General features: G+C 71.7%; 22 protein-coding genes and 1 rRNA gene. 6 read left to right on the top strand and 17 right to left on the bottom strand.

The window, feature by feature from the left end; all coding sequences use genetic code 11:
* Nucleotides 1-86: 86 nt before the first annotated feature.
* Complete coding sequence (locus tag ACWD1Z_RS04440; protein ID WP_451115378.1) at nucleotides 87-803, top strand: peptidoglycan-binding protein; 717 nt, start codon at nucleotides 87-89, stop codon at nucleotides 801-803.
* The gene (locus tag ACWD1Z_RS04445; RefSeq protein WP_451115379.1) at nucleotides 800-1543 is read left to right on the top strand and encodes a helix-turn-helix domain-containing protein; all 744 of its coding nucleotides are present in this window, start codon (nucleotides 800-802) and stop codon (nucleotides 1541-1543) included. Before ACWD1Z_RS04440 ends, ACWD1Z_RS04445 begins: the two co-directional genes overlap by 4 nt.
* Here the strand turns inward: ACWD1Z_RS04445 and ACWD1Z_RS04450 are convergent.
* The 3 genes from ACWD1Z_RS04450 to hemB form a co-directional block, all read right to left on the bottom strand.
* A complete protein-coding gene (locus ACWD1Z_RS04450) occupies nucleotides 1540-2337 on the bottom strand; it encodes an arylamine N-acetyltransferase family protein (RefSeq protein ID WP_451115381.1) in 798 nt (265 codons plus the stop codon). The two genes, ACWD1Z_RS04445 and ACWD1Z_RS04450, sit on opposite strands and share 4 nt — an antisense overlap.
* A gap of 71 nt (nucleotides 2338-2408) precedes the next feature.
* Nucleotides 2409-3620: an aminotransferase-like domain-containing protein gene (locus ACWD1Z_RS04455; protein ID WP_451115383.1), complete on the bottom strand. Its 1212-nt coding sequence runs from the start codon at nucleotides 3618-3620 to the stop codon at nucleotides 2409-2411.
* 110 nt (nucleotides 3621-3730) lie between these two features.
* Nucleotides 3731-4732, bottom strand: a complete 1002-nt coding sequence (gene hemB, locus ACWD1Z_RS04460; protein WP_451115384.1) for a porphobilinogen synthase — start codon at nucleotides 4730-4732, stop codon at nucleotides 3731-3733.
* Between the two features lie 418 nt (nucleotides 4733-5150).
* Between hemB and ACWD1Z_RS04465 the strand changes: the two genes are divergently transcribed.
* On the top strand, nucleotides 5151-6533 hold the full coding sequence (locus tag ACWD1Z_RS04465; RefSeq protein WP_451115386.1) for an FAD-binding oxidoreductase: 1383 nt from the start codon (nucleotides 5151-5153) through the stop codon (nucleotides 6531-6533).
* Between the two features lie 62 nt (nucleotides 6534-6595).
* Here ACWD1Z_RS04465 and ACWD1Z_RS04470 read toward each other — a convergent pair whose 3' ends face one another.
* The 5 genes from ACWD1Z_RS04470 to ACWD1Z_RS04490 form a co-directional block, all read right to left on the bottom strand.
* Entirely contained in the window at nucleotides 6596-8296 is a 1701-nt protein-coding gene (locus ACWD1Z_RS04470) for a uroporphyrinogen-III synthase (RefSeq protein WP_451115388.1), read from the bottom strand.
* Nucleotides 8293-9288, bottom strand: coding sequence for a hydroxymethylbilane synthase (gene hemC / locus ACWD1Z_RS04475; RefSeq protein WP_451115390.1), 996 nt, complete (start codon nucleotides 9286-9288; stop codon nucleotides 8293-8295). The genes ACWD1Z_RS04470 and hemC overlap by 4 nt, the downstream gene beginning before the upstream one ends.
* Entirely contained in the window at nucleotides 9285-10976 is a 1692-nt protein-coding gene (locus ACWD1Z_RS04480) for a glutamyl-tRNA reductase (protein ID WP_451115392.1), read from the bottom strand. The genes hemC and ACWD1Z_RS04480 overlap by 4 nt, the downstream gene beginning before the upstream one ends.
* The gene (locus ACWD1Z_RS04485) at nucleotides 10973-11737 is read right to left on the bottom strand and encodes a redox-sensing transcriptional repressor Rex (protein ID WP_451115394.1); all 765 of its coding nucleotides are present in this window, start codon (nucleotides 11735-11737) and stop codon (nucleotides 10973-10975) included. The genes ACWD1Z_RS04480 and ACWD1Z_RS04485 overlap by 4 nt, the downstream gene beginning before the upstream one ends.
* 235 nt (nucleotides 11738-11972) lie before the next feature.
* Entirely contained in the window at nucleotides 11973-12248 is a 276-nt protein-coding gene (locus ACWD1Z_RS04490) for a glutaredoxin family protein (protein ID WP_451115395.1), read from the bottom strand.
* 174 nt (nucleotides 12249-12422) lie between these two features.
* Here ACWD1Z_RS04490 and ACWD1Z_RS04495 point away from each other — a divergent pair, with 174 nt between their 5' ends.
* The 3 genes from ACWD1Z_RS04495 (at nucleotide 12423) to ACWD1Z_RS04505 (ending at nucleotide 15961) form a co-directional block, all read left to right on the top strand.
* A complete protein-coding gene (locus ACWD1Z_RS04495; protein ID WP_451115397.1) occupies nucleotides 12423-13328 on the top strand; it encodes an HAD family hydrolase in 906 nt (301 codons plus the stop codon).
* 390 nt (nucleotides 13329-13718) lie between these two features.
* A complete protein-coding gene (locus tag ACWD1Z_RS04500; protein WP_451115399.1) occupies nucleotides 13719-14492 on the top strand; it encodes an ECF subfamily RNA polymerase sigma factor, BldN family in 774 nt (257 codons plus the stop codon).
* A 233-nt stretch (nucleotides 14493-14725) separates the two neighbouring features.
* Nucleotides 14726-15961, top strand: coding sequence for a DUF5667 domain-containing protein (locus ACWD1Z_RS04505; protein WP_451115401.1), 1236 nt, complete (start codon nucleotides 14726-14728; stop codon nucleotides 15959-15961).
* Between the two features lie 89 nt (nucleotides 15962-16050).
* Here the strand turns inward: ACWD1Z_RS04505 and ACWD1Z_RS04510 are convergent, their stop codons facing one another.
* The 9 genes from ACWD1Z_RS04510 to rrf form a co-directional block, all read right to left on the bottom strand.
* The gene (locus tag ACWD1Z_RS04510) at nucleotides 16051-17109 is read right to left on the bottom strand and encodes a lysophospholipid acyltransferase family protein (protein ID WP_451115402.1); all 1059 of its coding nucleotides are present in this window, start codon (nucleotides 17107-17109) and stop codon (nucleotides 16051-16053) included.
* A 14-nt stretch (nucleotides 17110-17123) separates the two neighbouring features.
* On the bottom strand, nucleotides 17124-18185 hold the full coding sequence (locus tag ACWD1Z_RS04515) for an NAD-dependent epimerase/dehydratase family protein (RefSeq protein ID WP_451115404.1): 1062 nt from the start codon (nucleotides 18183-18185) through the stop codon (nucleotides 17124-17126).
* A gap of 284 nt (nucleotides 18186-18469) precedes the next feature.
* The gene (locus ACWD1Z_RS04520; RefSeq protein WP_003948845.1) at nucleotides 18470-18568 is read right to left on the bottom strand and encodes a 30S ribosomal protein bS22; all 99 of its coding nucleotides are present in this window, start codon (nucleotides 18566-18568) and stop codon (nucleotides 18470-18472) included.
* Nucleotides 18569-18724: 156 nt separating this feature from the next.
* Nucleotides 18725-18937 carry a helix-turn-helix domain-containing protein gene (locus ACWD1Z_RS04525; RefSeq protein ID WP_004984898.1) on the bottom strand — a complete coding sequence of 71 codons (213 nt, stop codon included), beginning with the start codon at nucleotides 18935-18937 and terminating at the stop codon, nucleotides 18725-18727.
* A 129-nt stretch (nucleotides 18938-19066) separates the two neighbouring features.
* On the bottom strand, nucleotides 19067-19882 hold the full coding sequence (locus ACWD1Z_RS04530; RefSeq protein ID WP_451115406.1) for a phosphatase: 816 nt from the start codon (nucleotides 19880-19882) through the stop codon (nucleotides 19067-19069).
* Between the two features lie 270 nt (nucleotides 19883-20152).
* Nucleotides 20153-21328 (bottom strand): acetoin utilization protein AcuC, encoded by a 1176-nt coding sequence (locus ACWD1Z_RS04535; RefSeq protein ID WP_451115408.1) that lies wholly within the window; start codon nucleotides 21326-21328, stop codon nucleotides 20153-20155.
* The gene (locus ACWD1Z_RS04540) at nucleotides 21279-22541 is read right to left on the bottom strand and encodes an MFS transporter (protein ID WP_451115470.1); all 1263 of its coding nucleotides are present in this window, start codon (nucleotides 22539-22541) and stop codon (nucleotides 21279-21281) included. The genes ACWD1Z_RS04535 and ACWD1Z_RS04540 overlap by 50 nt, the downstream gene beginning before the upstream one ends.
* A gap of 27 nt (nucleotides 22542-22568) precedes the next feature.
* Nucleotides 22569-23213, bottom strand: a complete 645-nt coding sequence (locus ACWD1Z_RS04545) for an HAD family hydrolase (RefSeq protein ID WP_451115410.1) — start codon at nucleotides 23211-23213, stop codon at nucleotides 22569-22571.
* Nucleotides 23214-23274: 61 nt separating this feature from the next.
* Nucleotides 23275-23391 (bottom strand): 5S ribosomal RNA (rrf, locus tag ACWD1Z_RS04550).
* Nucleotides 23392-23514 lie beyond the last annotated feature (123 nt).

Below are 23514 nucleotides of genomic sequence, written 5' to 3' on the forward strand. Positions count from 1 at the left end.
GCCGGGACGGCGGCGCGGGACGGCGGCGGTGGCCGGTTCCGTACGGCGGCGGGAACCGCGGGGCGGTGGGGGCCGTACCTTCTGGCATGGCGCGTTGGAAAGAGCTGCCCGCCGAACTGAGCCCTCAGGTGTGCCAGTTGGTGGTACGCCTGCGCCGGCTGAAGGACCACAGCGGGCTGAGCATGCGGCAACTGGCCGTCAAGACGGGGTACAGCGCGAAGTCCTGGGAGCGGTACCTGGGCGGCCGGTCGCTGCCGCCCAGGGAGGCCGTGGCGGCGCTGGCCCGCGTCGGCGGGGACGACCCGACGAGGCTGCTCGCCCTGCACGAGGTCGCCGCGGAGGCGTGGGGTGCGCGCCGCGCGGCACCGGAGCCACCGCGGCGCCTGCGGGTCGCGTTCGTGGCGGGCGCGGTGGCCCTGGTGGTGGCGATCGCCACGTCGGTCGTGCTGATCGTGCGGTTCACGGACGGCGGCTCCGGGGAGGAACGCGCGGCGGCACACCCGGGGCCCCCGTCGGCGTCCCGGTCGAAGCGCACCTACGAGTGCCGGGTCGAGCGGAGCGCGGACGGCCGCTGGTACGCGGGCAACAGCCGCACCCGGGACGCGATCCTGGCGTACGGCCAGGCGGGCCCGGAGGTCGCGGAGGCGCAGTGCCTGCTGCGCCGGGCGGGGTTCCCGGCGGGCGAGATCGACGGGATCTACGGCCCGTTGACGCAGGGCGCGGTCAAGCGGATCCAGGAGCGGGAGGGTCTGGTCGTGGACGGCATCATCGGGCCGCACACCTGGAAGGCCCTGCGCGGATGACCGGCGCCCGACTGGCCGCGGAGCTGCGGGAGTTGCGGTCGCGTACGGGCCTGAGCATGGTGGCGCTGGCGGGCCGGACGACGTACAGCAAGTCGTCCTGGGAGCGGTACCTCAACGGCAAGACGCTGCCGCCCCGGCGGGCCGTGCAGGAGCTGTGCCGGATCGCCCGGGAGCCCGAGGGCCGGTATCTGGCGCTGTGGGAGATAGCGGAGGCGGAGTGGAGCGGCCGGGCGAAGGAGCCGGAGCCGCCCGTCGCGGCAGGCCGGCGGCGGCGCGCTCCGCTCGTGGCCGGGTGCGCCGTACTGCTCGCCGGGGTCGTCGCGGCGGGCCTGCTCCTGCTGCCGGGCGACGGCACCGAACCGTCCGCCGCCCCCACCAGCACGCTCACCGGCCCCCGTTGCCGAGGGGCCGGCTGCGAGGGGCAGGACCCCATGCACATGGGCTGCGGCAGGGGTCCCGCCACCCTCGCCGAGCACCGCACGGCCTCCGGCGCCTGGGTGGCGGTGCGCTACAACGCGGCGTGCGGGGCGAGTTGGGGCCGGATGTGGGGCACGCGGGTCGGGGACCGGCTGGAGGTGGAGGCGGGCGGCGCGACCCGCGGCAGGCGGATCGAGGACGGCATCGACGCGGACGCCTACGTCTACACGCCGATGACCGCGACGCCCCCCGGAGCCACCGTCCGGGCCTGCTTCCGGCCCGCCGACGGCCGCCGGGAGTGCGTGGCCGCCCGCGCCGGCTAGACCTCGATCCCGAACTCCTCCTTCAGCAGCCGCTCGACGTCCTCGTCCGCGACCTCGCGTTCGCTGACCGTGCCGTCGGCGCGGGTCTCGGTGAGGAGGTTGCCGTGCAGCAGGACATGGCGGTCGGCGGTGACGCGCTGGACGTAGCGGCTCCGGGTGAACGGGGAGCGCGGGTTGGTCCCGACGTGCCAGTTGAACACCTCGTAGTCGGGCTCCTCGAAGGGGTCCAGGGTGAAGGCGTACTGCTGCTCCCAGTCCTTCCCGTCGTGCGACTCCAGCATCCACAGCTCCAGCGGCCCGTGGTGCGGGGCGTGCACGAGCCGGTGCCGGCGGCCCGCGCCGCGGAACTCGGCGCCGGTCCTCAGCGGCACCGGCTCCAGCAGCGCGCCGATGGCTCCGTAGCCGACGTCGGCGAGGCAGGGCTCCGGTTCGCCGGGGACGTGGACGAGCAGGGTCATGTGGGTGCGGGGCCGGCTCTCGGGCCGGTCCGCGCCGAGGACGACCCGGGCCGCCAGCGTGGTCACCCGGAAGCCGAGGGCCTCCGTGGCGTGCCGGAAGAGGGTGTTGTGCTCGTAGCAGTAGCCGCCGCGGCGCCCGTGGATCAACTTGGCCATGAGGTCGCCGAGTTCCAGCGAGGGCGCCCTGCCGCTGACCGGGTCCAGGTTCTCGAACGGAACGGACCGGGAGTGCGCCAGATGCACCCCCCGCAGCGTGGCCAGGTCGGCCCTGCGCTCCCCGTCCCATCCGATGCGGCCGAGATACGCGTCGAGGTCGAACTCCACTGTGTCGGACATGCCTTCACCCTAGGCAGCCACCCCCGCCCCCGTCGGCGGACCTCAGCCGCAACAGCGCCGGGACTTCGGTCCTAGTCCCGCAGCCCTCGGCCCAACCGCCGCAGCCCCTCCGCGATCTGCTCCGGGGTCTCCGTCACGAAGCACAGGCGCAGGGTCGAGGGGTCGGGCTCGCCGGCGTAGAAGGGGGCGCCGGGGACGTACGCGACGTCCTGCCGCACCACCTTCGGCAGCAGGGCGGCCGTGTCGTACGACTCGGGCAGCCGGGCCCACAGGAACATGCCGCCCTCGGGACGGTGCCAGGTCGAGCCGGGCGGGAGGGCGTCGGCCAGGCCCGCGAGCAGGGCGTCGCGCCGCTCGCCGTAGACGCGCGCGACGCGGGCCACGTGGGCGTCGAGGTCCCGGTCGGCCAAGTAACGTGCGGCGGCGAGCTGGTTGACGGTCGGGGTGTGCAGGTCGGCGGCCTGCTTGGCGACCGTGCAGGCGCGGCGCAGGCCGGCCGGCGCGCGCAGCCAGCCCAGGCGCAGTCCGGGTGCCATGACCTTGGAGAAGGAACCGAGCAGGACGGTACGGTCCTCGGCGCCCGGGTGGGCCGCGATCCACGGCACGCGCTCGCCCTCGAAGCGCAGTTCGCCGTACGGGTCGTCCTCCACGATCCACAGCCCGTGCCGGGCGGCCACCGCGGCGACGGCGGCCCGGCGGGCGGCGGGCATGGTGCGGCCGGTCGGGTTCTGGAAGGTGGGGACGGTGTAGAGCAGCTTGGGGCGCTCCCGGACGACCAGTTCCTCCAGCGCGGCCGGGTCGACGCCGTCCCCGTCGCCCGGCACCGCCACGAGCCGCGCCCCGGTGAGACCGAAGGCCTGAAGTGCCGCCAGATAGCAGGGGCTTTCGACCAGCACGGCGTCCCCGGGCTCCAGCAGCGCGGTGGCGAGCAGGGACAGCGCCTGCTGCGAGCCGGTGGTGACGAGGAGGTCGTCGGCGTCGGTGGCGAGCCCCCGCGCGGACGTCCGCGCGGCGAGCGCGGCCCGCAGCTCCGGCTCGCCCTCGGTGGGGGCGTACTGGAGCGCCCGCGCGGGCACTTCGGCCAGCACCGCCCCGAAGGCCGCCGCGATCCCCGCCGCGTCGAACAGCTCCGGCGCCGGCAGCCCGCCGGCGAAGTTGATCACCTCGGGCCGCGCGGTGACGGCCAGGATGTCGCGCACCGGCGACCCTCCGACCGAGCGGGCGCGAGCGGCGAGCGGCGGAACGGGCGCGGAACGGAACGGCGCGGGCTCGACGACGGTCACGGGGCGGCTCCTCGTTGGCGATACGGCTGCTTCCCGCACTGTAAGGAGCTAGGTGGTGCCTACAAGCAGCTTTCCGCGATACGGACGCCCGGCATCCGGGACGCGCCGGGCTACTGGCGCTCCTGGAGCTTCTGGGCCGCCTCGGTGGCCCAGTAGGTGAGGATGTTCCGCGCTCCGGCCCGCTTGATCCCGGTGAGCGTCTCCAGAATGGCCCGGTCCCGGTCGATCCAGCCCTTCTCGGCGGCGGCCTCGACCATGGAGTACTCGCCGGAGATCTGGTAGGCGGCGACCGGCACGTCCACGGCGTCCGCGACGCGCGCGACGATGTCGAGGTAGGGCCCGGCGGGCTTGACCATCACCATGTCGGCCCCCTCCTCCAGATCGAGGGCCAACTCCCGCAGGGAGTCCCGGGCGTTGGCGGGGTCCTGCTGGTAGGTCTTGCGGTCCCCCTGGAGGGAGGAGCCGACGGCCTCGCGGAAGGGGCCGTAGAAGGCGGACGCGTACTTGGCGGTGTACGCGAGGATGGCGACGTCCTCCCGGCCGATCTGGTCCAGAGCGTCCCGGACGACCCCGATCTGCCCGTCCATCATCCCGCTGGGCCCGACGACATGGGCGCCGGCGTCGGCCTGGACCTGAGCCATCTCGGCGTACCGCTCCAGGGTGGCGTCGTTGTCGACGCGCCCCTGGTCGTCGAGCACCCCGCAGTGTCCGTGGTCGGTGGTCTCGTCGAGACACAGATCGGACATCACGAGCAGCTCGTCACCGACCTCGGCGCGCACGTCCCGCAGGGCGACCTGCAGGATGCCGTCCGGGTCGGTCCCGGGGGTGCCGAGGGCGTCCTTCTTGCTCTCCTCGGGCACGCCGAAGAGCATGATCCCGGAAACGCCGGCGGCGACGGCCTCGGCGGCGGCCTTCTTCAGACTGTCCCGGGTGTGCTGCACGACGCCCGGCATGGCGGCGATCGGCACCGGCTCACTGACCCCTTCCCGCACGAAGGCCGGAAGGATGAAGTCGGCCGGATGCAACCGGGTCTCGGCAACCATCCGCCGCATGACAGCGGAACCCCGCAACCGCCGGGGCCGAGTCCCCGGAAAAGATCCATACGTCGTCATACCACCTACGCTACGCCCGCCCAGACCCCCCCGATACCGACGCAATGTCGGCCTCCCCCACCCCAAACCCACCCCCCACGACCCCGCCCCCGCCCACGCAGCCGCACGCAGCGCCGCCCCCAACCCGCCTAGCTGCGGGCAGTCGTGCCGCTGGGGCGGCACGGGTGGGCTGGGGGTCCCCCCTCTGGGGGAGGCACCCCGCCAGCGCGGACCCAGCGAAACCCACCCCACCTCAGCCCAACCAACCCGCACCCCGAAAAGCCCCCACCAAAGCGCACCCCCCACACCCCCGCCCCGCCCCCGCCAACCTGCACACCCCACCCCCACAAGTCATCCTGGAAGAACAAGCGCGCCCCAGGACCCCGACGGCCGCCCCCGACCGCCGTCGTCCCTCCGTACGCCCCCGACGGAGGACCACATGACCGCTCCCCACCCCACCCCCGACCTCTTCGCCCTCTCGGAGATCCAGGGCCCAGTCCTGCGCCCCCGCGACCCCGGCTACGGCGACGAAGTCACCGGCTTCAACCTCGCCGCCCTCCACACCCCGGACGTCGTCGTAGGAGCCACCAGCCCCCACGACATCGTCACCGCCCTCCGCTGGGCCTCGGCCACCCACACCCCCGTCGCCGTCCAGGCCACCGGCCACGGCGCCAACTTCCCCATCGACCACGGCCTGCTCATCAACACCACCCGCATGACCGACGTGACGGTCACCCCGGAAACCCGCACCGCGAAGATTTCCGCGGGCGCCAAGTGGCGACACGTCCTGGACGCCGCCGCCCCCCACGGCCTCGCCGCCCTCAGCGGCTCCGCCACCGACGCGGGAGCCATCGGCTACACCCTCGGCGGCGGCCTCCCCGTCCTGGGCCGCGCCTACGGCTACGCCGCCGACCTGGTCCACAGCTTCCAGGTGGTCACCCCGGACGGCACCCTGCACGAGACGGACGCCACCCACGAACCGGAACTCTTCCGGTCCCTGAGGGGCGGCAAGGGAAACGTAGGCGTCGTCACCTCCATGACCTGCGGCCTGCTCGAACTCCGCACCCTCCTCGGCGGCGGAATCTACTGCGAGATCCAGCACGCCGAAGCCCTCATGACCGCCTGGGCGCAGTGGGCCCAGGACATCCCGGAGACCATGTGCAGCGCGTTCACGCTGCTGCGCCTGCCCCCGATCCCCCAGATCCCCGAGCCCCTGCGCGGCGGCTCCTGGGCCCGCGTCGCGGTGGCCTGGACCGCGGACCCCGCCGAGGGCGAAGCCCTGCTGGCACCGATCCGCGGAGCCGCCCCGGTAGCCGTCGACCTGGTCGAGGAGATGCCGTACACCGCACTCGACCGTATCTACATGGAACCCCAGGACCCGCTCCCCGCCCGGGAATCGTGCAGCCTGCTGCGCGACCTCCCGCCGGAGGCGATCCGCGCCTTCCTCGACGAGGCGGGCCCCCAGGCAGCCGACTACCCCCTGCTGGCGGTCGGCCTGCGCCACATGGGCGGCGCCCTGTCCCGCCCGGCACGCACCGAGGACGCGATCTGCGCCCGGGACGCCGCCTTCCTCCTCGAAGCGGTGGGCGTCCTGGCCGCCCCGCCGGCGGCGGAAGCACTGGAGCGCGCCACGGCCTCCCTGCACCGCGCCATGGCCCCGTACGGCACCGGCCGCACCATGGTCAACATCCACGGCACCCCGGGCGACGCCGAGGACCGGGCCCGCGCCTGGACCCCGGAGGTCCTCACCCGCCTGCGCGCGGCGAAGAAGACGTACGACCCGGACAACCTGCTGCGCTACGGCCACACCGTCACCCAGTAACGGCAGCCGGACATGCCACTGGGGCGGCACCGAACCGGTGCCGCCCCAGCCGACCGTCACGTTCAGGTCGTCGTACGCCTCCGCCGCGCCCCCGGCCGCCGCTCGCTCGGCCGGGTCACCGCGTCCCCCGCCTCCACGGCCGCGGCCCGGCGCTGCGCGCCGAAGTCCGCCAGCGCCTCGGCCAGCTTGTGCACGGACGGCTCCGGAGCCATCACGTCCACCCGCAGCCCGTGCTCCTCGGCGGTCTTCGCCGTGGCGGGACCGATGCACGCGATCACGGTCACGTTGTGCGGCTTGCCGGCGATGCCGACCAGGTTCCGCACCGTGGAGGACGACGTGAAGAGAACGGCGTCGAAGCCACCCCCCTTGATCGCCTCCCGGGTCTCCGCCGGCGGCGGCGACGCCCGCACGGTCCGGTAGGCCGTGACGTCGTCCACCTCCCAGCCCAGCTCGATCAGCCCGGCGACCAGCGTCTCGGTGGCGATGTCGGCCCGCGGCAGGAACACCCGGTCGATCGGGTCGAAGACCGGGTCGTACGGCGGCCAGTCCTCCAGCAGGCCCGCGGCCGACTGCTCCCCGGACGGCACCAGATCCGGCTTCACGCCGAAGGCGATCAGCGCCTTGGCCGTCTGCTCCCCCACCGCCGCGACCTTGATCCCGGCGAAGGCCCGCGCGTCGAGCCCGTACTCCTCGAACTTCTCCCGCACGGCCTTGACCGCGTTCACCGAGGTGAAGGCGATCCACTCGTACCGCCCGGTCACCAGCCCCTTGACCGCGCGCTCCATCTGCTGGGGCGTGCGCGGCGGCTCGACGGCGATGGTCGGCACCTCGTGCGGCACGGCCCCGTAGGACCGAAGCTGGTCGGAGAGCGAGGCCGCCTGCTCCTTGGTGCGCGGCACGAGCACTCGCCAGCCGAAGAGCGGCTTGGACTCGAACCACGACAGCTGGTCGCGCTGGGCGGCTGCGGAACGCTCACCGACCACGGCTATGACCTGCCGCCCGCCCTCCGGCGAGGGCAGCACCTTGGCCTGCTTCAGCGTCTGCGCGATGGTGCCGAGCGTGGCGGTCCAGGTCCGCTGACGCGTGGTCGTGCCGGCGACCGTGACCGTCATCGGCGTATCGGGCTTGCGCCCGGCCGCCACCAGCTCACCGGCGGCCGCGGCGACGGAGTCGAGGGTCGTCGAGACGACCACCGTGCCGTCGGAGGCACCCACCTCCGTCCAGCACCGGTCGGACGCGGTGCGCGCGTCCACGAACCGCACGTCCGCGCCCTGTGCGTCGCGCAGCGGCACACCGGCGTACGCGGGCACACCGACCGCGGCCGCGACACCGGGGACGACCTCGAAGGGCACCCCGGCCGCGGCGCACGCCAGCATCTCCTCGGCGGCGTAGGCGTCGAGCCCGGGGTCCCCGGACACCGCACGCACGACCCGCCTGCCGCCCCGCGCGGCCTCCATGACAAGATGTGCGGCATCCCGCACAGCGGGTGCACCAGCGGTTTTTGACGTACCGTCAACGACCGCGAGCTGAGGCGTGCCTGTGCCCGGAACAGGGTCCGACGAGGGATCCGTGTTCACGACGGACACGCCCGGCCTGGCGTGCACCCGGACGACGTCGAGCACGTCGTGCTCGGCGACGAGGACGTCCGCGTTCGCCAGCGCCTCGACGGCGCGCAGAGTCAGCAGCCCCGGATCCCCGGGTCCGGCACCGAGGAAGGTGACGTGACCGTGTTCCAGGCCGGCGGAAAGGGCGGTGGGGCTCACTGTGCTCGCTCCCCCATCAGACCGGCCGCGCCCTGGGCGAGCATCTCGGCCGCGAGTTCGCGACCGAGTGCCAGCGCATGGTCGTGCGTCTCGGGCACGGGACCGGTGGTGGACAGCTGCACCGTACGAGAGCCGTCGGTCGTGCCGACGACGCCCCGCAGGCGCATTTCCTTGACAATCTGCCTGGCGGCCTGGGGGTCCCCCCGCTCGAGCGGAGCCGAGAGTGGGGGAAGGTCGGCCAGCGCGCCCACAGGGGCGGAGCAGCCGGCCTCCAGGGCGGCGAGCAGGGACCGCTCGGCCGTCACGGCGACCCGCGTGAACGGGTCGTCGAGCTCGCCGAGCGCGGCGATCAGGTCCGCGTTGTCCGCGGAGCACTCGATCGCCAGGGCCCCCTGGCCGGGGGCGGGCAAAACCGTGTCGACCGAGAGGAAGTCGGTCACCTCGTCGATGCGCCCGATGCGGTTCAGTCCGGCGGCGGCGAGCACGACGGCATCCAGCGCGCCGTCCCGCACGAACCCGATCCGCGTGTCGACGTTGCCGCGGATCGGCACCGTCTCGATGTCCAGCCCGTGACTGCGCGCGTACGCGTTCAGCTGCGCCATGCGGCGCGGCGAACCCGTACCGATGCGCGCCCCGCGCGGCAGGTCGGTGAACTTCAGCGCGTCCCGGGCGACGATCACGTCCCGCGGGTCCTCGCGCTCCGGGATCGCGGCCAGCGCCAGGTCCTCGGGCTGCCCGGTGGGCAGGTCCTTCAGGGAGTGCACCGCGAAGTCGACCTCACCGCGCAGCAGCGCGTCCCGCAGCGCGGTGACGAACACGCCCGTGCCGCCGATCTGCGCGAGGTTCTCCCGCGACACATCGCCGTACGTGGTGATCTCGACGAGCTCCACGGGCCTTCCCGTCACCCGGCTCACGGCGTCCGCCACCTGCCCGGACTGGGCCATGGCGAGCTTGCTGCGCCGGGTCCCGAGCCTCAGTGCCTTGTCTTTCATGCCGGCCCTCGGTCCTTCTCGGTGCTGTCCTCGGCCCGGGAGACGGCGGCCACCGTCTCGGGGTCGAGGTCGAACAGGGTCCGCAGTGCGTCCGCGTACCCGGCGCCGCCGGGTTCGGCCGCGAGCTGCTTGACCCGTACGGTCGGCGCGTGCAGGAGCTTGTCCACGACGCGCTTCACGGTCTGGGTGATCTCGCTGCGGTGCTTGTCGTCGAGACCCGGCAGCCGCCCCTCCAGCCGGGCGATCTCCCCGGCGACGACATCCGCGGCCATGGTGCGCAGCGCGACCACGGTCGGCGTGATGTGCGCGGCCCGCAGCGCCGCCCCGAAGGCGGCGACCTCGTCGGAGACGATACGGCGCACCTGGTCGACGTCGGCCGCCATCGGAGCGTCCGCCGAGGCGTCGGCGAGCGACTCGATGTCCACCAGCCGCACCCCGGCCAGCCGGTGCACGGCCGCGTCGATGTCCCGCGGCATCGCGAGATCGAGCAGGTACAGCACGGGTTCGGGCCGCGCGGACTCGACCACCGACTCGGGCCTGCGGCGCTCGGGGATCCGTCCGGCGGTGGCCGCGGCGGCCGCGAGCGCGGCGATGGCCTCGGCCTCGTCGGGGGTGGTCTGCGGGCGCGGGGCGTTGTCCACCCAGGCGGCGTGCTGCTCCAGCTCGGCGGCCCCCATCCCGGCCACGGCGGCCTCCCCGAGCACGGAGAAGCCGGCGGTGGCCCGGACGGCGGGCAGGTCGAGCGGGCAGTTCTCCTCGGCCGTGAGAGCCGCGACGGACGCGGAGCCCGCGGGCTGCCGTACCGCCGGGACGGAGACCGGCGCCTCGCCGGCGCCCGGCTGCGCGAGGGGCACCCGGCCCGTCAGCGCCCCGGCGATGGTCTCCGCGGCCAGCACGAGACCCGTCGCCCCGGTGCAGGACACCGCGACATCGGCACGTGTCAGTTCATCGGGCACCGCGTCCATCGGCACCGCGCGCGCCGGCCCCGCCGCGCCCTCGTTCAGGATCTCGACGAGCCGCTCGGCCCGGTCGGCCGTACGGTTCGCGATCACGATCTCCGCGACCCCGGCCCGCGCCAGCGTCGCCGCGGCCAGCGAGGACATCGACCCGGCGCCGATGACCAGCGCCTTCTTCCCGCGCGCCCAGTCCCGCACGGCCGTACCGCCGGAGAGCTGCTCCAGCCCGAAGGTGACCAGGGACTGCCCGGCGCGGTCGATGCCGGTCTCGGAGTGCGCGCGCTTGCCGACCCGCAGGGCCTGCTGGAACAGGTCGTTGAGCAGGCGCCCCGCGGTGTGCAGGTCCTGCGCCCGGGCCAGCGAGTCCTTGATCTGCCCGAGGATCTGCCCCTCGCCGACGACCATGGAGTCCAGCCCGCAGGCCACCGAGAACAGATGGTGGACGGCCCGGTCCTCGTAGTGCACGTAGAGATAGGGCGTGAGCTCGTCCAGCCCCACCCCGCTGTGCTGGGCGAGCAGCGTGGACAGCTCGGCGACACCGGCGTGGAACTTGTCCACGTCGGCGTACAGCTCGATCCGGTTGCAGGTGGCGAGCACCGCGGCCTCGGTGGCCGGCTCGGCGGCGACCGTGTCCTGGACCAGCTTGACCTGGGCGTCCGCGCTCAGCGCGGCCCGCTCCAGCACGCTGACCGGGGCGCTGCGGTGGCTCAGTCCTACGACGAGAAGGCTCATGCCGGCATCACGGCGGGTACGTCCCCGTCGGGTCCCTTGTCGCCGGACTCGGCGCGGACGGCGGGCACCCGACCGGCGCCGTCGGCCGCCGCGGCTTCCTCGCCGGCCTTGCGCTGCTCGTGGAAGGCGAGGATCTGCAGCTCGATGGAGAGGTCGACCTTGCGCACGTCGACGCCCTCGGGGACGTTCAGCACGGTCGGCGCGAAGTTCAGGATGGAGGTGACCCCGGCGGCGACCAGCCGGTCGCACACCTGCTGGGCGGCTCCGGCCGGAGTGGCGATGACACCGATGGACACGCCGTTGTCGTCGATGATCTTCTCGAGCTCGTCGGTGTGCTGCACCGGGATCCCGGCGACGGGCTTGCCGGCCATCGCGGGATCGGCGTCGATCAGCGCCGCCACCCGGAAGCCGCGCGAGGCGAAGCCGCCGTAGTTGGCGAGCGCGGCGCCGAGGTTTCCGATACCGACGATCACAACCGGCCAGTCCTGGGTCAGCCCCAGTTCGCGGGAGATCTGGTACACGAGATACTCGACGTCGTAACCCACGCCACGCGTCCCGTAGGAGCCCAGGTACGAGAAGTCCTTGCGCAGCTTCGCGGAGTTGACCCCCGCCGCGGCCGCGAGTTCCTCGGAGGAAACCGTGGGTACCGAGCGCTCCGAGAGTCCGGTCAGCGCACGGAGGTACAGCGGAAGCCGGGCGACGGTGGCCTCGGGAATCCCTCGGCTACGGGTCGCCGGTCGGTGAGTTCGGCCAGTTGCCACGGTGCTCCTGCGGGTAGAGCGGGGCTGTAGGCGGTCATGCGTCCCCAGACCGCCCCGTCGAATGCAGGCTATGTCTTTGTGAACGCGTGCACAAAGATGGTGTCCGATTTGCCCGGCCAACGTGACCGGGGTCACGCGCGTCTGTCTCGGAGGCAAAACCGCACACTTCCCTCATCAATCTCGCCCCCAAGACCAACTCTCCATCGATCCTAAGCGACCGGCCGGAGGAGTTGGACTACTCGGTCAGTGCCTTGCGGAGCCGCTCCTCGTTCACCCGCCAGAACGTGTGCTGCTCCCCGTCGACGAGCACGACGGGGATCTGTTCCCAGTACCGGTCGTGGAGTTGGGGGTCCTGGGTGATGTCCTTCTGCTCCCAGCGGACCCCGAGATCACCGCAGACCTTCTCGATGACGATCTGTGCGTCATCACACAGATGACAGCCCGGCTTGCGGACGAGAGTGACGAGCCGGTCCTGGGGCGCCCGGCCCTTGCGGCGGAAGAGTGGACTCATGTCAGCCATTCTCGCCCGCGGCAAGGCGGCCGGGACAGCCGCGGACACCGCCCGGGAGCCCGCGGACAGGGACCGCCGCGGCGACGACTTCTTTAACGGCACGGTCGCGGAGAGTTCACAGCCTCCCAACCTCTCGACTCCGGAACCACCGAACAAAATGGCTATGCTCACGCCATGGCCGCTCTCGGATGGCTCACTCCCCGTAGGCGCTCCGCCACGGCGCGGAGCGTGTTGGCAGGCGAGGCCTCGGCGGAGGCCGCGCGCAAGTCGGTCCCCCCGGAGGACGAACCGCAGTTCCCGGTGCTCGGGGACGACCGGGCGGCGGCGTTCTTCGACCTGGACAACACCGTGATGCAGGGCGCCGCGCTGTTCCACTTCGGCCGTGGCCTGCACAAACGGAAGTTCTTCGAGACCCGTGACCTGGCCCGCTTCGCCTGGCAGCAGGCGTGGTTCCGGCTGGCCGGGGTCGAGGATCCCGAGCACATGCAGGAGGCGCGGGACTCGGCGCTGTCGATCGTCAAGGGCCACCGGGTCTCGGAGCTGATGTCGATCGGCGAGGAGATCTACGACGAGTACATGGCCGAGCGGATCTGGCCCGGGACGCGGGCGCTGGCGCAGGCCCATCTGGACGCGGGCCAGAAGGTGTGGCTGGTGACGGCGGCACCGGTGGAGATCGCGCAGGTGATCGCGCGCCGGCTGGGCCTCACCGGCGCCCTCGGCACGGTGGCGGAATCGGTGGACGGCGTCTACACGGGCAAGCTGGTCGGGGAACCCCTGCACGGCCCGGCGAAGGCGGAGGCGGTCCGGGCGCTGGCGACGGCGGAGGGCCTGGACCTGACCCGCTGCGCCGCCTACAGCGACAGCCACAACGACATCCCGATGCTGTCCCTGGTGGGCCACCCCTACGCGATCAACCCGGACTCCAAGCTCCGCAAGCACGCCCGCGAACTGGACTGGCGCCTGCGCGACTACCGGACGGGCCGCAAGGCCGCCAAGGTCGGCATCCCCGCGGCGGCCGGAGTCGGCGCGGTGGCCGGCGGCACGGCCGCGGCGATCGCCATCTCGCGCCGCCGCCGCTGAACCGGCCCGCGCCCGCGTCTCCGGCCGACCGGACCGCGCCCACCCGCGCCCACCTCTGATCACCAGCCCTCCGCGCCGACGGAACCCGGCCAATCGCAAGTCCGTACCCCCTCGACCCGCTGTCCAGCCCCCTTGGCTGCACACGGCCACAACACGCCCCGGCCCCGACCGGAATACGCCCACACCTGATCAACAAACGATCACAGTGCGGCACTTGATCGAGCCTCATTCGGTTACAGAAGCGACGTAATCGATGATTTGAGCAACTGGGTGTAGCAGCGCCTGTACGAAGCGTTATTCTCCTCAGACGCATTCCGGTACCCCTCCGTCGCTACGACGGGTGAACGGTCCCGTACTGCACGTGATGGAAGCTCTGCCTCTGGGAGTCCCGTGTACCCACACGTCGGGGTTGACGCCTCGGGCCTGGCTACGCTGCGCGCAACGGTCCAAGACCTGTTGCGCGGCTTCGTCCCCACCGCGTACGCCGTCCCCACCCTTGCCGTAGCCGCCGCCCCCGTCGGGCCGTGCTACGCGCTCGCCGACGGCGGCGCCGCCGTCGGCAGACGGGGGCGTTCGACCGGTGCCACGACCGCCCGGCGTCCGGCCGCTGACAGCGACAGCGCCCGCATGATGGATCTCGTCGAACGCGCACAGGCCGGCGAGGCCGACGCCTTCGGGCGTCTCTACGACCAGTACAGCGACACGGTCTACCGGTACATCTATTACCGCGTGGGCGGAAAGGCCACGGCCGAGGACCTCACGAGCGAGACCTTTCTGCGCGCCCTGCGGCGGATCGGCACCTTCACCTGGCAAGGGCGTGACTTCGGCGCCTGGCTCGTCACCATCGCCCGCAATCTCGTCGCCGACCACTTCAAGTCCAGCCGCTTCCGGCTGGAGGTCACCACCGGCGAGATGCTCGACGCCAACGAGGTCGAGCGCTCCCCCGAGGACTCGGTGCTGGAGTCGCTGTCCAACGCGGCCCTGCTGGACGCCGTCCGGCGGCTCAATCCGCAGCAGCAGGAGTGCGTCACGCTCCGCTTCCTCCAGGGCCTCTCCGTCGCCGAGACCGCCCGCGTCATGGGCAAGAACGAAGGGGCCATCAAGACCCTCCAGTACCGCGCCGTACGCACCCTCGCCCGGCTCCTGCCGGACGACGCCCGCTGACCGCATACGGTCGGTAATGACCAAGTCGCTTTCGGTAATAGTGCGTTGACTTCCCGATCCGATCATCCGCCGTCCGTAACCCAAGTGCCGCGACGCTCGTTGTGCGGGATGCAGGCTCCCTGTGGTCACCACCCGGCCACCACCGATCACCCGATCGTGTGGATGTGGTCAGGTGGTGCAACCCTCAGGACCCCCTGGGGAGTCGACCGTCATGACGAGAGGAGGTGCCGCCAGTGATCGCGAACGTATCGGCGCACCGGCGGGCGAACGCCTTCGCCCTGGCCCTGGAGGAGCAGTCCGACCGGGGCACGGCGGCCGAGCAGTCCGAAGGACCGGCCCCGGCCCCGGCTGCTGCGGAACAGACCGAGCAGGGCCGCCTGTTGGCCCTCGCCTCGGGTCTCGGCGAACTGCCCAAGCCGGAGATGGATCCGGAGGTCAAGGTCGTGCAGCGGGCCCAGCTCGTGGCCGCGATGGAGGCCATGCTGCTGGAGGGCGCGGGCGGCGGGATGGATTCCGCGGTACCCGAACAGCGCTCCCATCGGGCCCGGGGCGCACACCGGGCGACCCCGCTCGGCAAACTGCGACCGCGGTCCCGGCTCACCAAGGGCCTGGCCGCGGGCGGTCTCAGCGTCGGAGTCGCCGCCGGCGCCTTCGGCGGTGTCGCCGCCGCCAGCGGTGACGCCCTGCCCGGTGACTCGCTCTACGGCCTCAAGCGCGGCATCGAGGACTTCAAGCGCGGTCTCACCGACACCGACGGCGAGCGCGGCCAGGTCTTCCTCGACCAGGCCTCCACCCGGCTCAGCGAAGCGCGCCGGCTGATGGAGCGCGACCGCGGCGGCCACCTCGACCACGAGTCCCTCGGCGAGATCCGCCGCGCCCTGTCCGGGATGCACCACGACGCCTCCGAGGGCCACCGGCTGCTCTCCGCGGCGTACGCGGCCGATCCGGACTCGCTCGGCCCCATGCAGGCGCTGTCCGCCTTCTCCCGCTCGCACCGCGACACCTGGGGCGCTCTGCGCGACCGGCTCCCCGTCCAGCTCGGCGACGTCGGTGAGCGGGTGTCGTCGGTCTTCGACGCCATAGACGAAGAAGTGGCCCCGCTGCAGACCCTGCTGCCCGAGCCCCCCGCCAAGGGCGGCGGCTCCGGCCCCCGGCAGGGCGGTTCCGGCGCGGCCTCCACCGGCTCGTCCGGCACGGACCGCTCGGCGGCCCCCAGCAGCGGCAACAGCGCCTCCGACGACCGCCAGTCCAGCAGCGGCGGCCCCAGCAGGTCCGCGAGCTCCGGCGCCGAGGACGACGGCCTGCTCGGCGGCAGCACCGGCGGCCTGCTCGACCCGCCGAAGGACAGCACGGGCAGTACGACTCCGTCGACCAGCACCCCGCCGGTCCCGGAGCCGGATGTGACACTCCCGCCGCTCCTCCCGGGCCTGCTCCCCGGGTTCGGCATCGAGGCCGAGGACGCGGACTAGCCGGTACGCGGATCGGGGGCGCCCTTCTCGGGAAGGGCGCCCCCGTTGCCGTATAAACGTTTCTTCGGTCCGCCCGGGTGCGGCAGGGCTCAGAAGAAGACCGACCTGCGCTGCACCAGCAGCTTGTACAGGGTGTGCTGGATCTGTTCCCTGACCTGGTCCGTCAGGTTGAACATCAGCATCGGGTCCTCCGCCGCCTCCAGCGGGTAGCCGTCCGTGAGGATGGGCTCGCCGAACTGGATCGTCCACTTCGTCGGCAGCGGGATCGCGCCGAGCGGGCCGAGCCACGGGAAGGTCGGCGTCAGCGGGAAGTACGGGAATCCGAGGACCCGGGCCAGCGTCTTGGCGTTGCCGATCATCGGGTAGATCTCCTCCGCGCCCACGATCGAGCACGGGATGATCGGGGCGCCCTGGCGCAGCGCCGTGGAGACGAAGCCGCCGCGGCCGAAGCGCTGGAGCTTGTAGCGCTCGCTGAAGGGCTTGCCGATGCCCTTGAAGCCCTCCGGCATCACGCCGACCAGTTCGCCCTGGCCGAGGAGGCGTTCGGCGTCCTCCGCGCAGGCCAGGGTGTGGCCGAGCTTGCGGGCGAGTTCGTTGACCACCGGCAGCATGAAGACCAGGTCCGCGGCGAGCAGCCGCAGATGACGCCCGGCGGGGTGGTTGTCGTGGACGGCGACCTGCATCATCAGGCCGTCCAGCGGCAGGGTGCCGGAGTGGTTGGCGACGATCAGGGCGCCGCCCTCGGACGGGATGTTCTCCACGCCCTTCACCTCGACCCGGAAGTACTTCTCGTACACCGGGCGCAGCAGCGACATCAGGACCTGGTCGGTCAGTTCCTCGTCGTAGCCGAAGTCGTCGACCTCGTAGTCCCCGGTGAGGCGGCGGCGCAGAAAGGACAGTCCGCCGGCGATGCGCCGCTCCAGGCCGCCGTCCTGCGGCTCCCGCTTCTCTTCAGTCACCGGGCCATCATCCTGCGCGGCCGCCGGGTCGGGCAGGGGCTGGGCCCCAGGGACCTCACGGACCTCGCGGACCAGCGCGGGCTCCGCGCTCTTGCGCCGGTTCCCCACGCTCCGGCGCCGCGCCGGCCGCTGTACGGCGCCCGCGCGGGACCGGTCGTCGTCGAACGGAATGACCTTGGCGTCCGCCATCGTTGATGCGCTCCTCAGTTGGCGCTCTGCGTCGGGGGGTGACCGCTGCCCTCGAGGGACAGCGCGGCGATCCGGTCGACGGCCCCCGCGAGGGCCTCCGGCGGGAGCAGTCCGGGTCCGCGGCTGCGCGCGAAGTCCGCGAAGGTCTCCGCGGTCGTGTACTTCGGCTGGAAGCCGAGCGTCTCACGCATCTGGTCCGTGGCCACGACCCGGCCGTGGGTCAGCAGCCGGATCTGTTCGGGCGAGAAGTCCGTCATGCCGAGCGTGCGCACCAGCGAGCCGGCCCAGGTGACGGCGGGCAGCAGCAGGGGCACGGTGGGCCGGCCGAGCCGTCGCGAACACTGCGACAGCAGCAGGACTCCGTCACCGGCGATGTTGAAGGTGCCGCTGTTGAGGGTGCCGCGCTCGGGTTCGTGCGAACCGATCCGCAGCACCTCGATCACATCGTCCTCGTGCACGAACTGCAACCGCGGGTCGTAGCCGAACACGGTTGGCAGCACGGGCAGCGAGAAGTACGCCGCGAGCGGGGTGTCCGCGGTCGGGCCGAGGATGTTGGCGAACCGCAGCACACAGACGGCGACGTCCGGCCGCCGCCGGGCGAAGCCGCGCACATAGCCCTCGACCTCGACGGTGTCCTTGGCGAACCCGCCACTCGGCAGCGACTTGGGCGGGGTGGTCTCGGTGAACATAGCGGGATCGCGCGGCGCCGACCCGTACACGTTCGTACTGGACTTCACCACCAGCCGCTGCACGGCCGGCGACTTCTGGCAGGCCCCGAGCAGCTGCATGGTGCCGATGACGTTGGTCTCCTTGACCGTGGTCCGGCTGCCGGCGCCGAGCGCGGTGCCCGTGACGTCCAGGTGTACGACCGTGTCGGCGCCCGTCTCGGCCAGTACCCGCGCTATGCCGGCCTGCCGGATGTCGGCCTGGATGAAGTCCGCACCGCCCAGATGGTGCTCGGGCGGAACCGCGTCCACGGCGACGACCCGGTCGACCTGGGGGTCACGCTGGATCCGCCGTACGAACCGGCCCCCCAGTTGACGGGCCACTCCGGTCACGAGCACGACCTTGCCCAAGATCAGCGCCTTCCTTCCAGGAATCGTCCAGACCTGATGTACCGCTGCTCGTTACCCTGCCGGGTTCCCCGCGTGCCGCCAACTTAGCGGCTCGGTGTCGCGCTGTGAGGACCACCCACTGCACGAAGTGACGGCACCCCCGGACGTACGAACGGACCAAGCCATACCGGTGTCCAGACCCGCGCACAGGGTCCGGTCCGCCGCACACCGGCCCGGGAACGCGCGCGGCCCCCCACCTGCCGGTGGGGGGCCACACATACGCTCTCGCGGCTCGCGTCGCGAACTTACTTCTTGTTGCGACGCTGAACGCGCGTGCGCTTGAGCAGCTTGCGGTGCTTCTTCTTGGCCATCCGCTTGCGCCGCTTCTTGATAACAGAGCCCACGACTACCCTCGCTCACTTCTCATCACTCGGTGTTTGGGCGCCATGGGCCCACACGACCTACGAGGGGCTAGCCTACCCGCCCGAGCGCTGAGGTCGTAATCGAGGTGTCCGGGGGAGATCCGATGGTGCCCTGAGGACTCCCCCGCACCCGTGCCGTCAGGCGGTTTCCACCCCCACATAACTCTCGCGGAGGTACTCGTGCACCGCTTGCTCGGGGACGCGGAAGGACCGCCCCACCCGGATCGCGGGCAGATGACCGCTGTGCACCAGGCGGTACACGGTCATCTTCGACACTCGCATCACCGAGGCGACTTCCGCCACGGTAAGGAACTGAACCTCGTTCAGAGGCCTCTCGCCAGCTGCAGCCATGACACACCTGAACCTTCCGCACTCGACGGCCACCGGCTTCCCCTTCCGGTGACTCTTCGTCGTTGCGTGCTCACTCCCCAATGTAGGGGCGGGTGATGCGAGTGGGGAAGAGGTGCACCCATCGGCGGACTACTGTGACAGACACGCTCGATTGAGTACGTAGCGGGTAAGCGGCCGGTAGTAATCGGACCGCACAGCGTCATCAAGTGGAACGACGACCGACACGGTCCCCTCGGCCTCCCCCACGAAGAGCGCGGGGTCATCGGTATCGGCGAGACCAATGGCCTCGAACCCCAGCTGACCTGCTCCGCAGACCCAGCCGTGATCCCCGATGACCAGCTCCGGCAACGGCCCGCCGGCCTCGGCGGCCGCGGCCAGCGCGGTGCGAACCGGGAGGGGCGAGTGGCTGTGTGCGCCGGTCTCACCACCGGAGCCCGGGCGGCCCGGTTCTCGCACGAGCGCGACTCCTCGTACGTAGTCCAGGTTGTACGTGCGTAGACCGAACCGGGTCGTTATGTCGACACAGCGACCCTGCGCCGGTGTGAGGACAGCACATCCAGCCGTCGAGAGAGCGTCCGCCAAAGCGACGTAGAAACCGAGCAGCCGATGCGGATGTCCGGTGCCGATCAGCACGGGGCCGCTGCGCTGAGCGACGGCCGCGATGCGGGCGGCGAAGGAGTCGAGAGCGGCCACGGTTCGCGCCGGATCGATCACATCATGCCCGTCCACGCGCGACGGATCAGCGGAAACCCCACATTTATCGGCCATGAGTGCGACCAATTCGCGGGGCTCCCAGGAACATTGCGGATCAATCCCGAGCAAAACCCTCGGATCCCGAGCCGCGAAGAGCCGATAACTCCGCAGACTCGCCTCCCGCGAGGTGGCCACCACCCCCGCCAGCCGAGCAGCGACCAGATGAGCACGCAGAGCACCGATGGACAACACGGGAGCGATGCTGACGGACAAGCCCGCCCAGGACGACCAGAACAGCGGAACACCCCACGGTCGGCGTAACGGCACGCTGGCGCTCTCAGCTGTCCAGCGTTGAGGACGCGGAAGCAAGGTCGGCCCTCTCAGCCCGTCCGGCGTTCGAGGACGAGGCCCTTTCGGGGCCGACCGGGGGGTCCAGGGGGCGGAGCCCCCGGGCGGGGCGGAAGGGGCGGCAGCCCCTGGGGAGGGGACGGGTAGGGGCGGCGGGGGCGAAAACCCCCTCCCCTACGCCAACAGCCCCCGCAACGGAAACACCGCCCGCCGAGCCGCCAACACAGCCTGGTCCAGCCGATCCGCAGGGTCGTACCCCGCCTCCCACGCCCCCCACTCCACCGGCCACCGCCCGTCCGTCATCCGCGCCGGCGCCAACTGCCGCGTACGAGCGAACACTTCCTGCCGCCACCCCTCAGGAATCACGGCCTCCGGCGCGATCTCCCGCCCCGCCGCAATCCCCACCAGATGCGTCCACGACCGCGGCACGACATCCACCACCGCGTACCCGCCACCCCCGAGCGCCACCCACCGCCCCCCGGCGAACTCATGCGCCAACTCATGACAGGCGACCTGCACAGCCCGCTGCGCATCCAACGACACCGCCAGATGCGCCAACGGATCCTCGAAGTGCGTATCCGCCCCGTGCTGCGTCACCAGCACCTGCGGCCGGAACTCAGCGATCAACTCCGGCACCACGGAGTGAAACGCCCGCAACCACCCCGCGTCCCCCGTCCCCGCCGGCAACGCCACATTCACCGCCGACCCCTCGGCCTCCCCGGCCGCCCCGGTCTCCTCCGGCCACCCGGTCTGCGGGAACAGCGTCCGCGGATGCTCGTGCAGGGAGATCGTCAGAACCCGCGGATCCTCCCAGAAGGCGGCCTGCACCCCGTCCCCGTGATGCACGTCCACATCCACGTACGCGACCCGCTCGGCGCCCAGTTCCAACAGCCGCGCGATGGCGAGCGACGCGTCGTTGTAGACGCAGAACCCCGACGCACTCGCGGGCATCGCATGATGCAGCCCGCCCGCGAAGTTCACCGCGTGCAGCGCCTCGCCCCGCCACACCGCCTCCGCGGCCCCCACCGACTGCCCCGCGATCAGCGCCGAGACCTCATGCATCCCCGCGAACGCCGGATCATCGAGCGTCCCCAGCCCGTACGACCCGTCCGCCGCCCCCGGATCCACCGACGCCGCCTTGACGGCCGCGATGTAGTCCTCCCGGTGCACGAGCCGCAGCGTCGACTCCCCCGCCGCCTTCGCCGCGACCACATCGACCTCCCGGTCGAGCCCGAACGCCTCGACCAGTCGCCGGGTCAGCGTGAGCCGGACCGGATCCATCGGATGCTCCGGACCAAAGTCATATCCCGTTACTGCCTCGTCCCACATCAGCTGTGCGCGGCCGCTCATGCCCGCCACCGTATCGGTCCGGTTGAGCGTCGAACGACCTGGCATACACGAGCGTCACCAGCACCAACACCATCGGCACCAGCATCGCCCCGCGATAACTCCACGCATCGCCCAAGGCCCCCACCAACGGCGAACCGATCAAAAAGCCCACATAGTTGAACACATTCAGCCGGGCAACGGCCGCATCGGACGCCCCCGGGAACAACCGCCCCGCCGCCGCGAAGGTCTGCGGCACCAGCACACACAACCCCAGCCCCACCAAGGTGAACCCGAGCATCCCCACCCACGCCCCGGGCGCCACGGCCACGACGGCGAACCCACCCGCCGCGACCACCGTCCCGCCCCGCACCACCGCCACGGCCCCGAACCGCCGCACCCCGAAGTCCCCGATGGACCGCCCCACCAGCGTGGTCACCATGTAGAGGGCATACGGCACGGTCGCGAGCTGCTCACTGCTCCCCAGCACGTCCTGGAGGTACTTCGCGCTCCAGTTGGAGACCGTGGAATCCCCGATGTACGCGAAGGTCATCACCAGACACAGCGGCAACAGCACCTTGAACCCGACGCCCCCCGCCGAGCCCTTCACCACCTCCCCGCGCACACCCGCCGCCGACTCCCCGTCGACGTACCACCGACTCCCCACGAACGCGGCGGGCAGCAGCACGACCACAACGGGCAGGTACGACACGAACAGCGCGAGATCCCAATGTGCCCCCGCCCACGCCAGCGAGGCCCCCAGAATCCCGCCCAGGCTGTACGCCGCGTGGAAACTGAGCATGATGCTGCGCCCGTACGACCGCTGCAGACTCACCCCGAGCATGTTCATCGAGGCGTCCAACGCCCCCACCGACAGCCCGAACGCCGCGAGCGCCACGGCCAGCTCGACCATCCTGTCCCCGGCCGCGACCCCCAGCAGCGCCAGGAACACCACCGGCTGGGACCACCGCAGCACCCGGCTGGGCGGCACCCGCTTCACCAGCCGCTCGGTCGCCACGCTCCCGACGCCGGCCAGGATGGGCACGGCGGCGAGAAAGACCGGCAGCAGCGCGTCGGAGACCCCGTACCGGTCCTGGATGGCCGGGATCCGGGTGACCAGCAGCGCGAAGGCGACGCCCTGGGCGAAGAAGCCGAACGCCAGCGAGGCCCTGCCGCGCCGCAGCACATCAGTCATGGCGGGAGCGTAGGGCCCGGGCGTACTCGTGGGTAGATCCAGCCAAAGATGAGTTTCCCTCAGCTTCGGTCAGACGAGCAGGTCGTTCAACTCCCCCATGTCACCGAAGAGTCCGGTGGCGCCCTCCAGCCGCGAGGCGGGCGTCATCGCCGTGAAGCCGTAGACATCCATCCCGGCCGCGACGGCGGCCCGCACCCCCAGCGGACTGTCCTCCACTACGACACACCGCTCCGGCGCGACCCCCATCCGCTCGGCCGCGTACAGGAACAGATCCGGCGCCGGCTTCCCCCGCCCGACATCCTGCGAGCTGAAGATCCGCCCGTCCTCGAACCACCGCGTCAGCCCGGTCGTCCGATGCCCCACCCGAATCCGCTCATGACTCCCGGAAGAGGCCACGCAGTACGGCACCCCGTCCGCGGCCAGCTTCTCCAGCACTCCCTCGGCCCCGGCCACCGGCTTCAGCTCCCGCTCAAAGGCAGCGAACACCCGAGCGTGAAAGACATCATCGAAGTCCCCCGACAACCGTTCCCCGGTCCGAGCCTCGACGAGATCGTGTACGCGGTGCATGGCGGCGCCCATGTAGTCGCGCAGGGAGTCCTCGTAGGAGGTCGGGTACCCCAGCTCGGTGAGATAGGCGGCGAGCAGCCGGTTGGAGATGGGCTCACTGTCGACGAGCACACCGTCGTTGTCGAAGATCACGAGGTCATAGCGCATAACAAGGAGCCTAAACGCAGAAAACCCCGCACCGGTAAGGTGCGGGGTTTTCCCAAAGATTGTTCGGCGGCGTCCTACTCTCCCACAGGGTCCCCCCTGCAGTACCATCGGCGCTGTAAGGCTTAGCTTCCGGGTTCGGAATGTAACCGGGCGTTTCCCTCACGCTATGACCACCGAAACACTATGAAGTTGGACCGGAAAAAAACACGGTCGTTGCCTCAGAACTAACACAGTGGACGCGAGCAACTGAGGACAAGCCCTCGGCCTATTAGTACCGGTCACCTCCACACCTTACGGTGCT

This window comes from Streptomyces sp. NPDC002784 (assembly GCF_053592135.1).

Excerpts from the sequence above, each read along its gene's own strand:
- ACWD1Z_RS04440 (WP_451115378.1), top strand. The coding sequence starts at position 87 with ATGGCGCGTTGGAAAGAGCTGCCCGCCGAACTGAGCCCTCAGGTGTGC.
- ACWD1Z_RS04445 (WP_451115379.1), top strand. The coding sequence starts at position 800 with ATGACCGGCGCCCGACTGGCCGCGGAGCTGCGGGAGTTGCGGTCGCGT.
- ACWD1Z_RS04450 (WP_451115381.1), bottom strand. The coding sequence starts at position 2,337 with ATGTCCGACACAGTGGAGTTCGACCTCGACGCGTATCTCGGCCGCATC.
- hemB (WP_451115384.1), bottom strand. The coding sequence starts at position 4,732 with ATGACGACGTATGGATCTTTTCCGGGGACTCGGCCCCGGCGGTTGCGG.
- ACWD1Z_RS04465 (WP_451115386.1), top strand. The coding sequence starts at position 5,151 with ATGACCGCTCCCCACCCCACCCCCGACCTCTTCGCCCTCTCGGAGATC.
- hemC (WP_451115390.1), bottom strand. The coding sequence starts at position 9,288 with ATGAAAGACAAGGCACTGAGGCTCGGGACCCGGCGCAGCAAGCTCGCC.
- ACWD1Z_RS04480 (WP_451115392.1), bottom strand. The coding sequence starts at position 10,976 with ATGAGCCTTCTCGTCGTAGGACTGAGCCACCGCAGCGCCCCGGTCAGC.
- ACWD1Z_RS04490 (WP_451115395.1), bottom strand. The coding sequence starts at position 12,248 with ATGAGTCCACTCTTCCGCCGCAAGGGCCGGGCGCCCCAGGACCGGCTC.
- ACWD1Z_RS04495 (WP_451115397.1), top strand. The coding sequence starts at position 12,423 with ATGGCCGCTCTCGGATGGCTCACTCCCCGTAGGCGCTCCGCCACGGCG.
- ACWD1Z_RS04510 (WP_451115402.1), bottom strand. The coding sequence starts at position 17,109 with ATGGCGGACGCCAAGGTCATTCCGTTCGACGACGACCGGTCCCGCGCG.
- ACWD1Z_RS04525 (WP_004984898.1), bottom strand. The coding sequence starts at position 18,937 with ATGGCTGCAGCTGGCGAGAGGCCTCTGAACGAGGTTCAGTTCCTTACC.
- ACWD1Z_RS04535 (WP_451115408.1), bottom strand. The coding sequence starts at position 21,328 with ATGAGCGGCCGCGCACAGCTGATGTGGGACGAGGCAGTAACGGGATAT.
- ACWD1Z_RS04545 (WP_451115410.1), bottom strand. The coding sequence starts at position 23,213 with ATGCGCTATGACCTCGTGATCTTCGACAACGACGGTGTGCTCGTCGAC.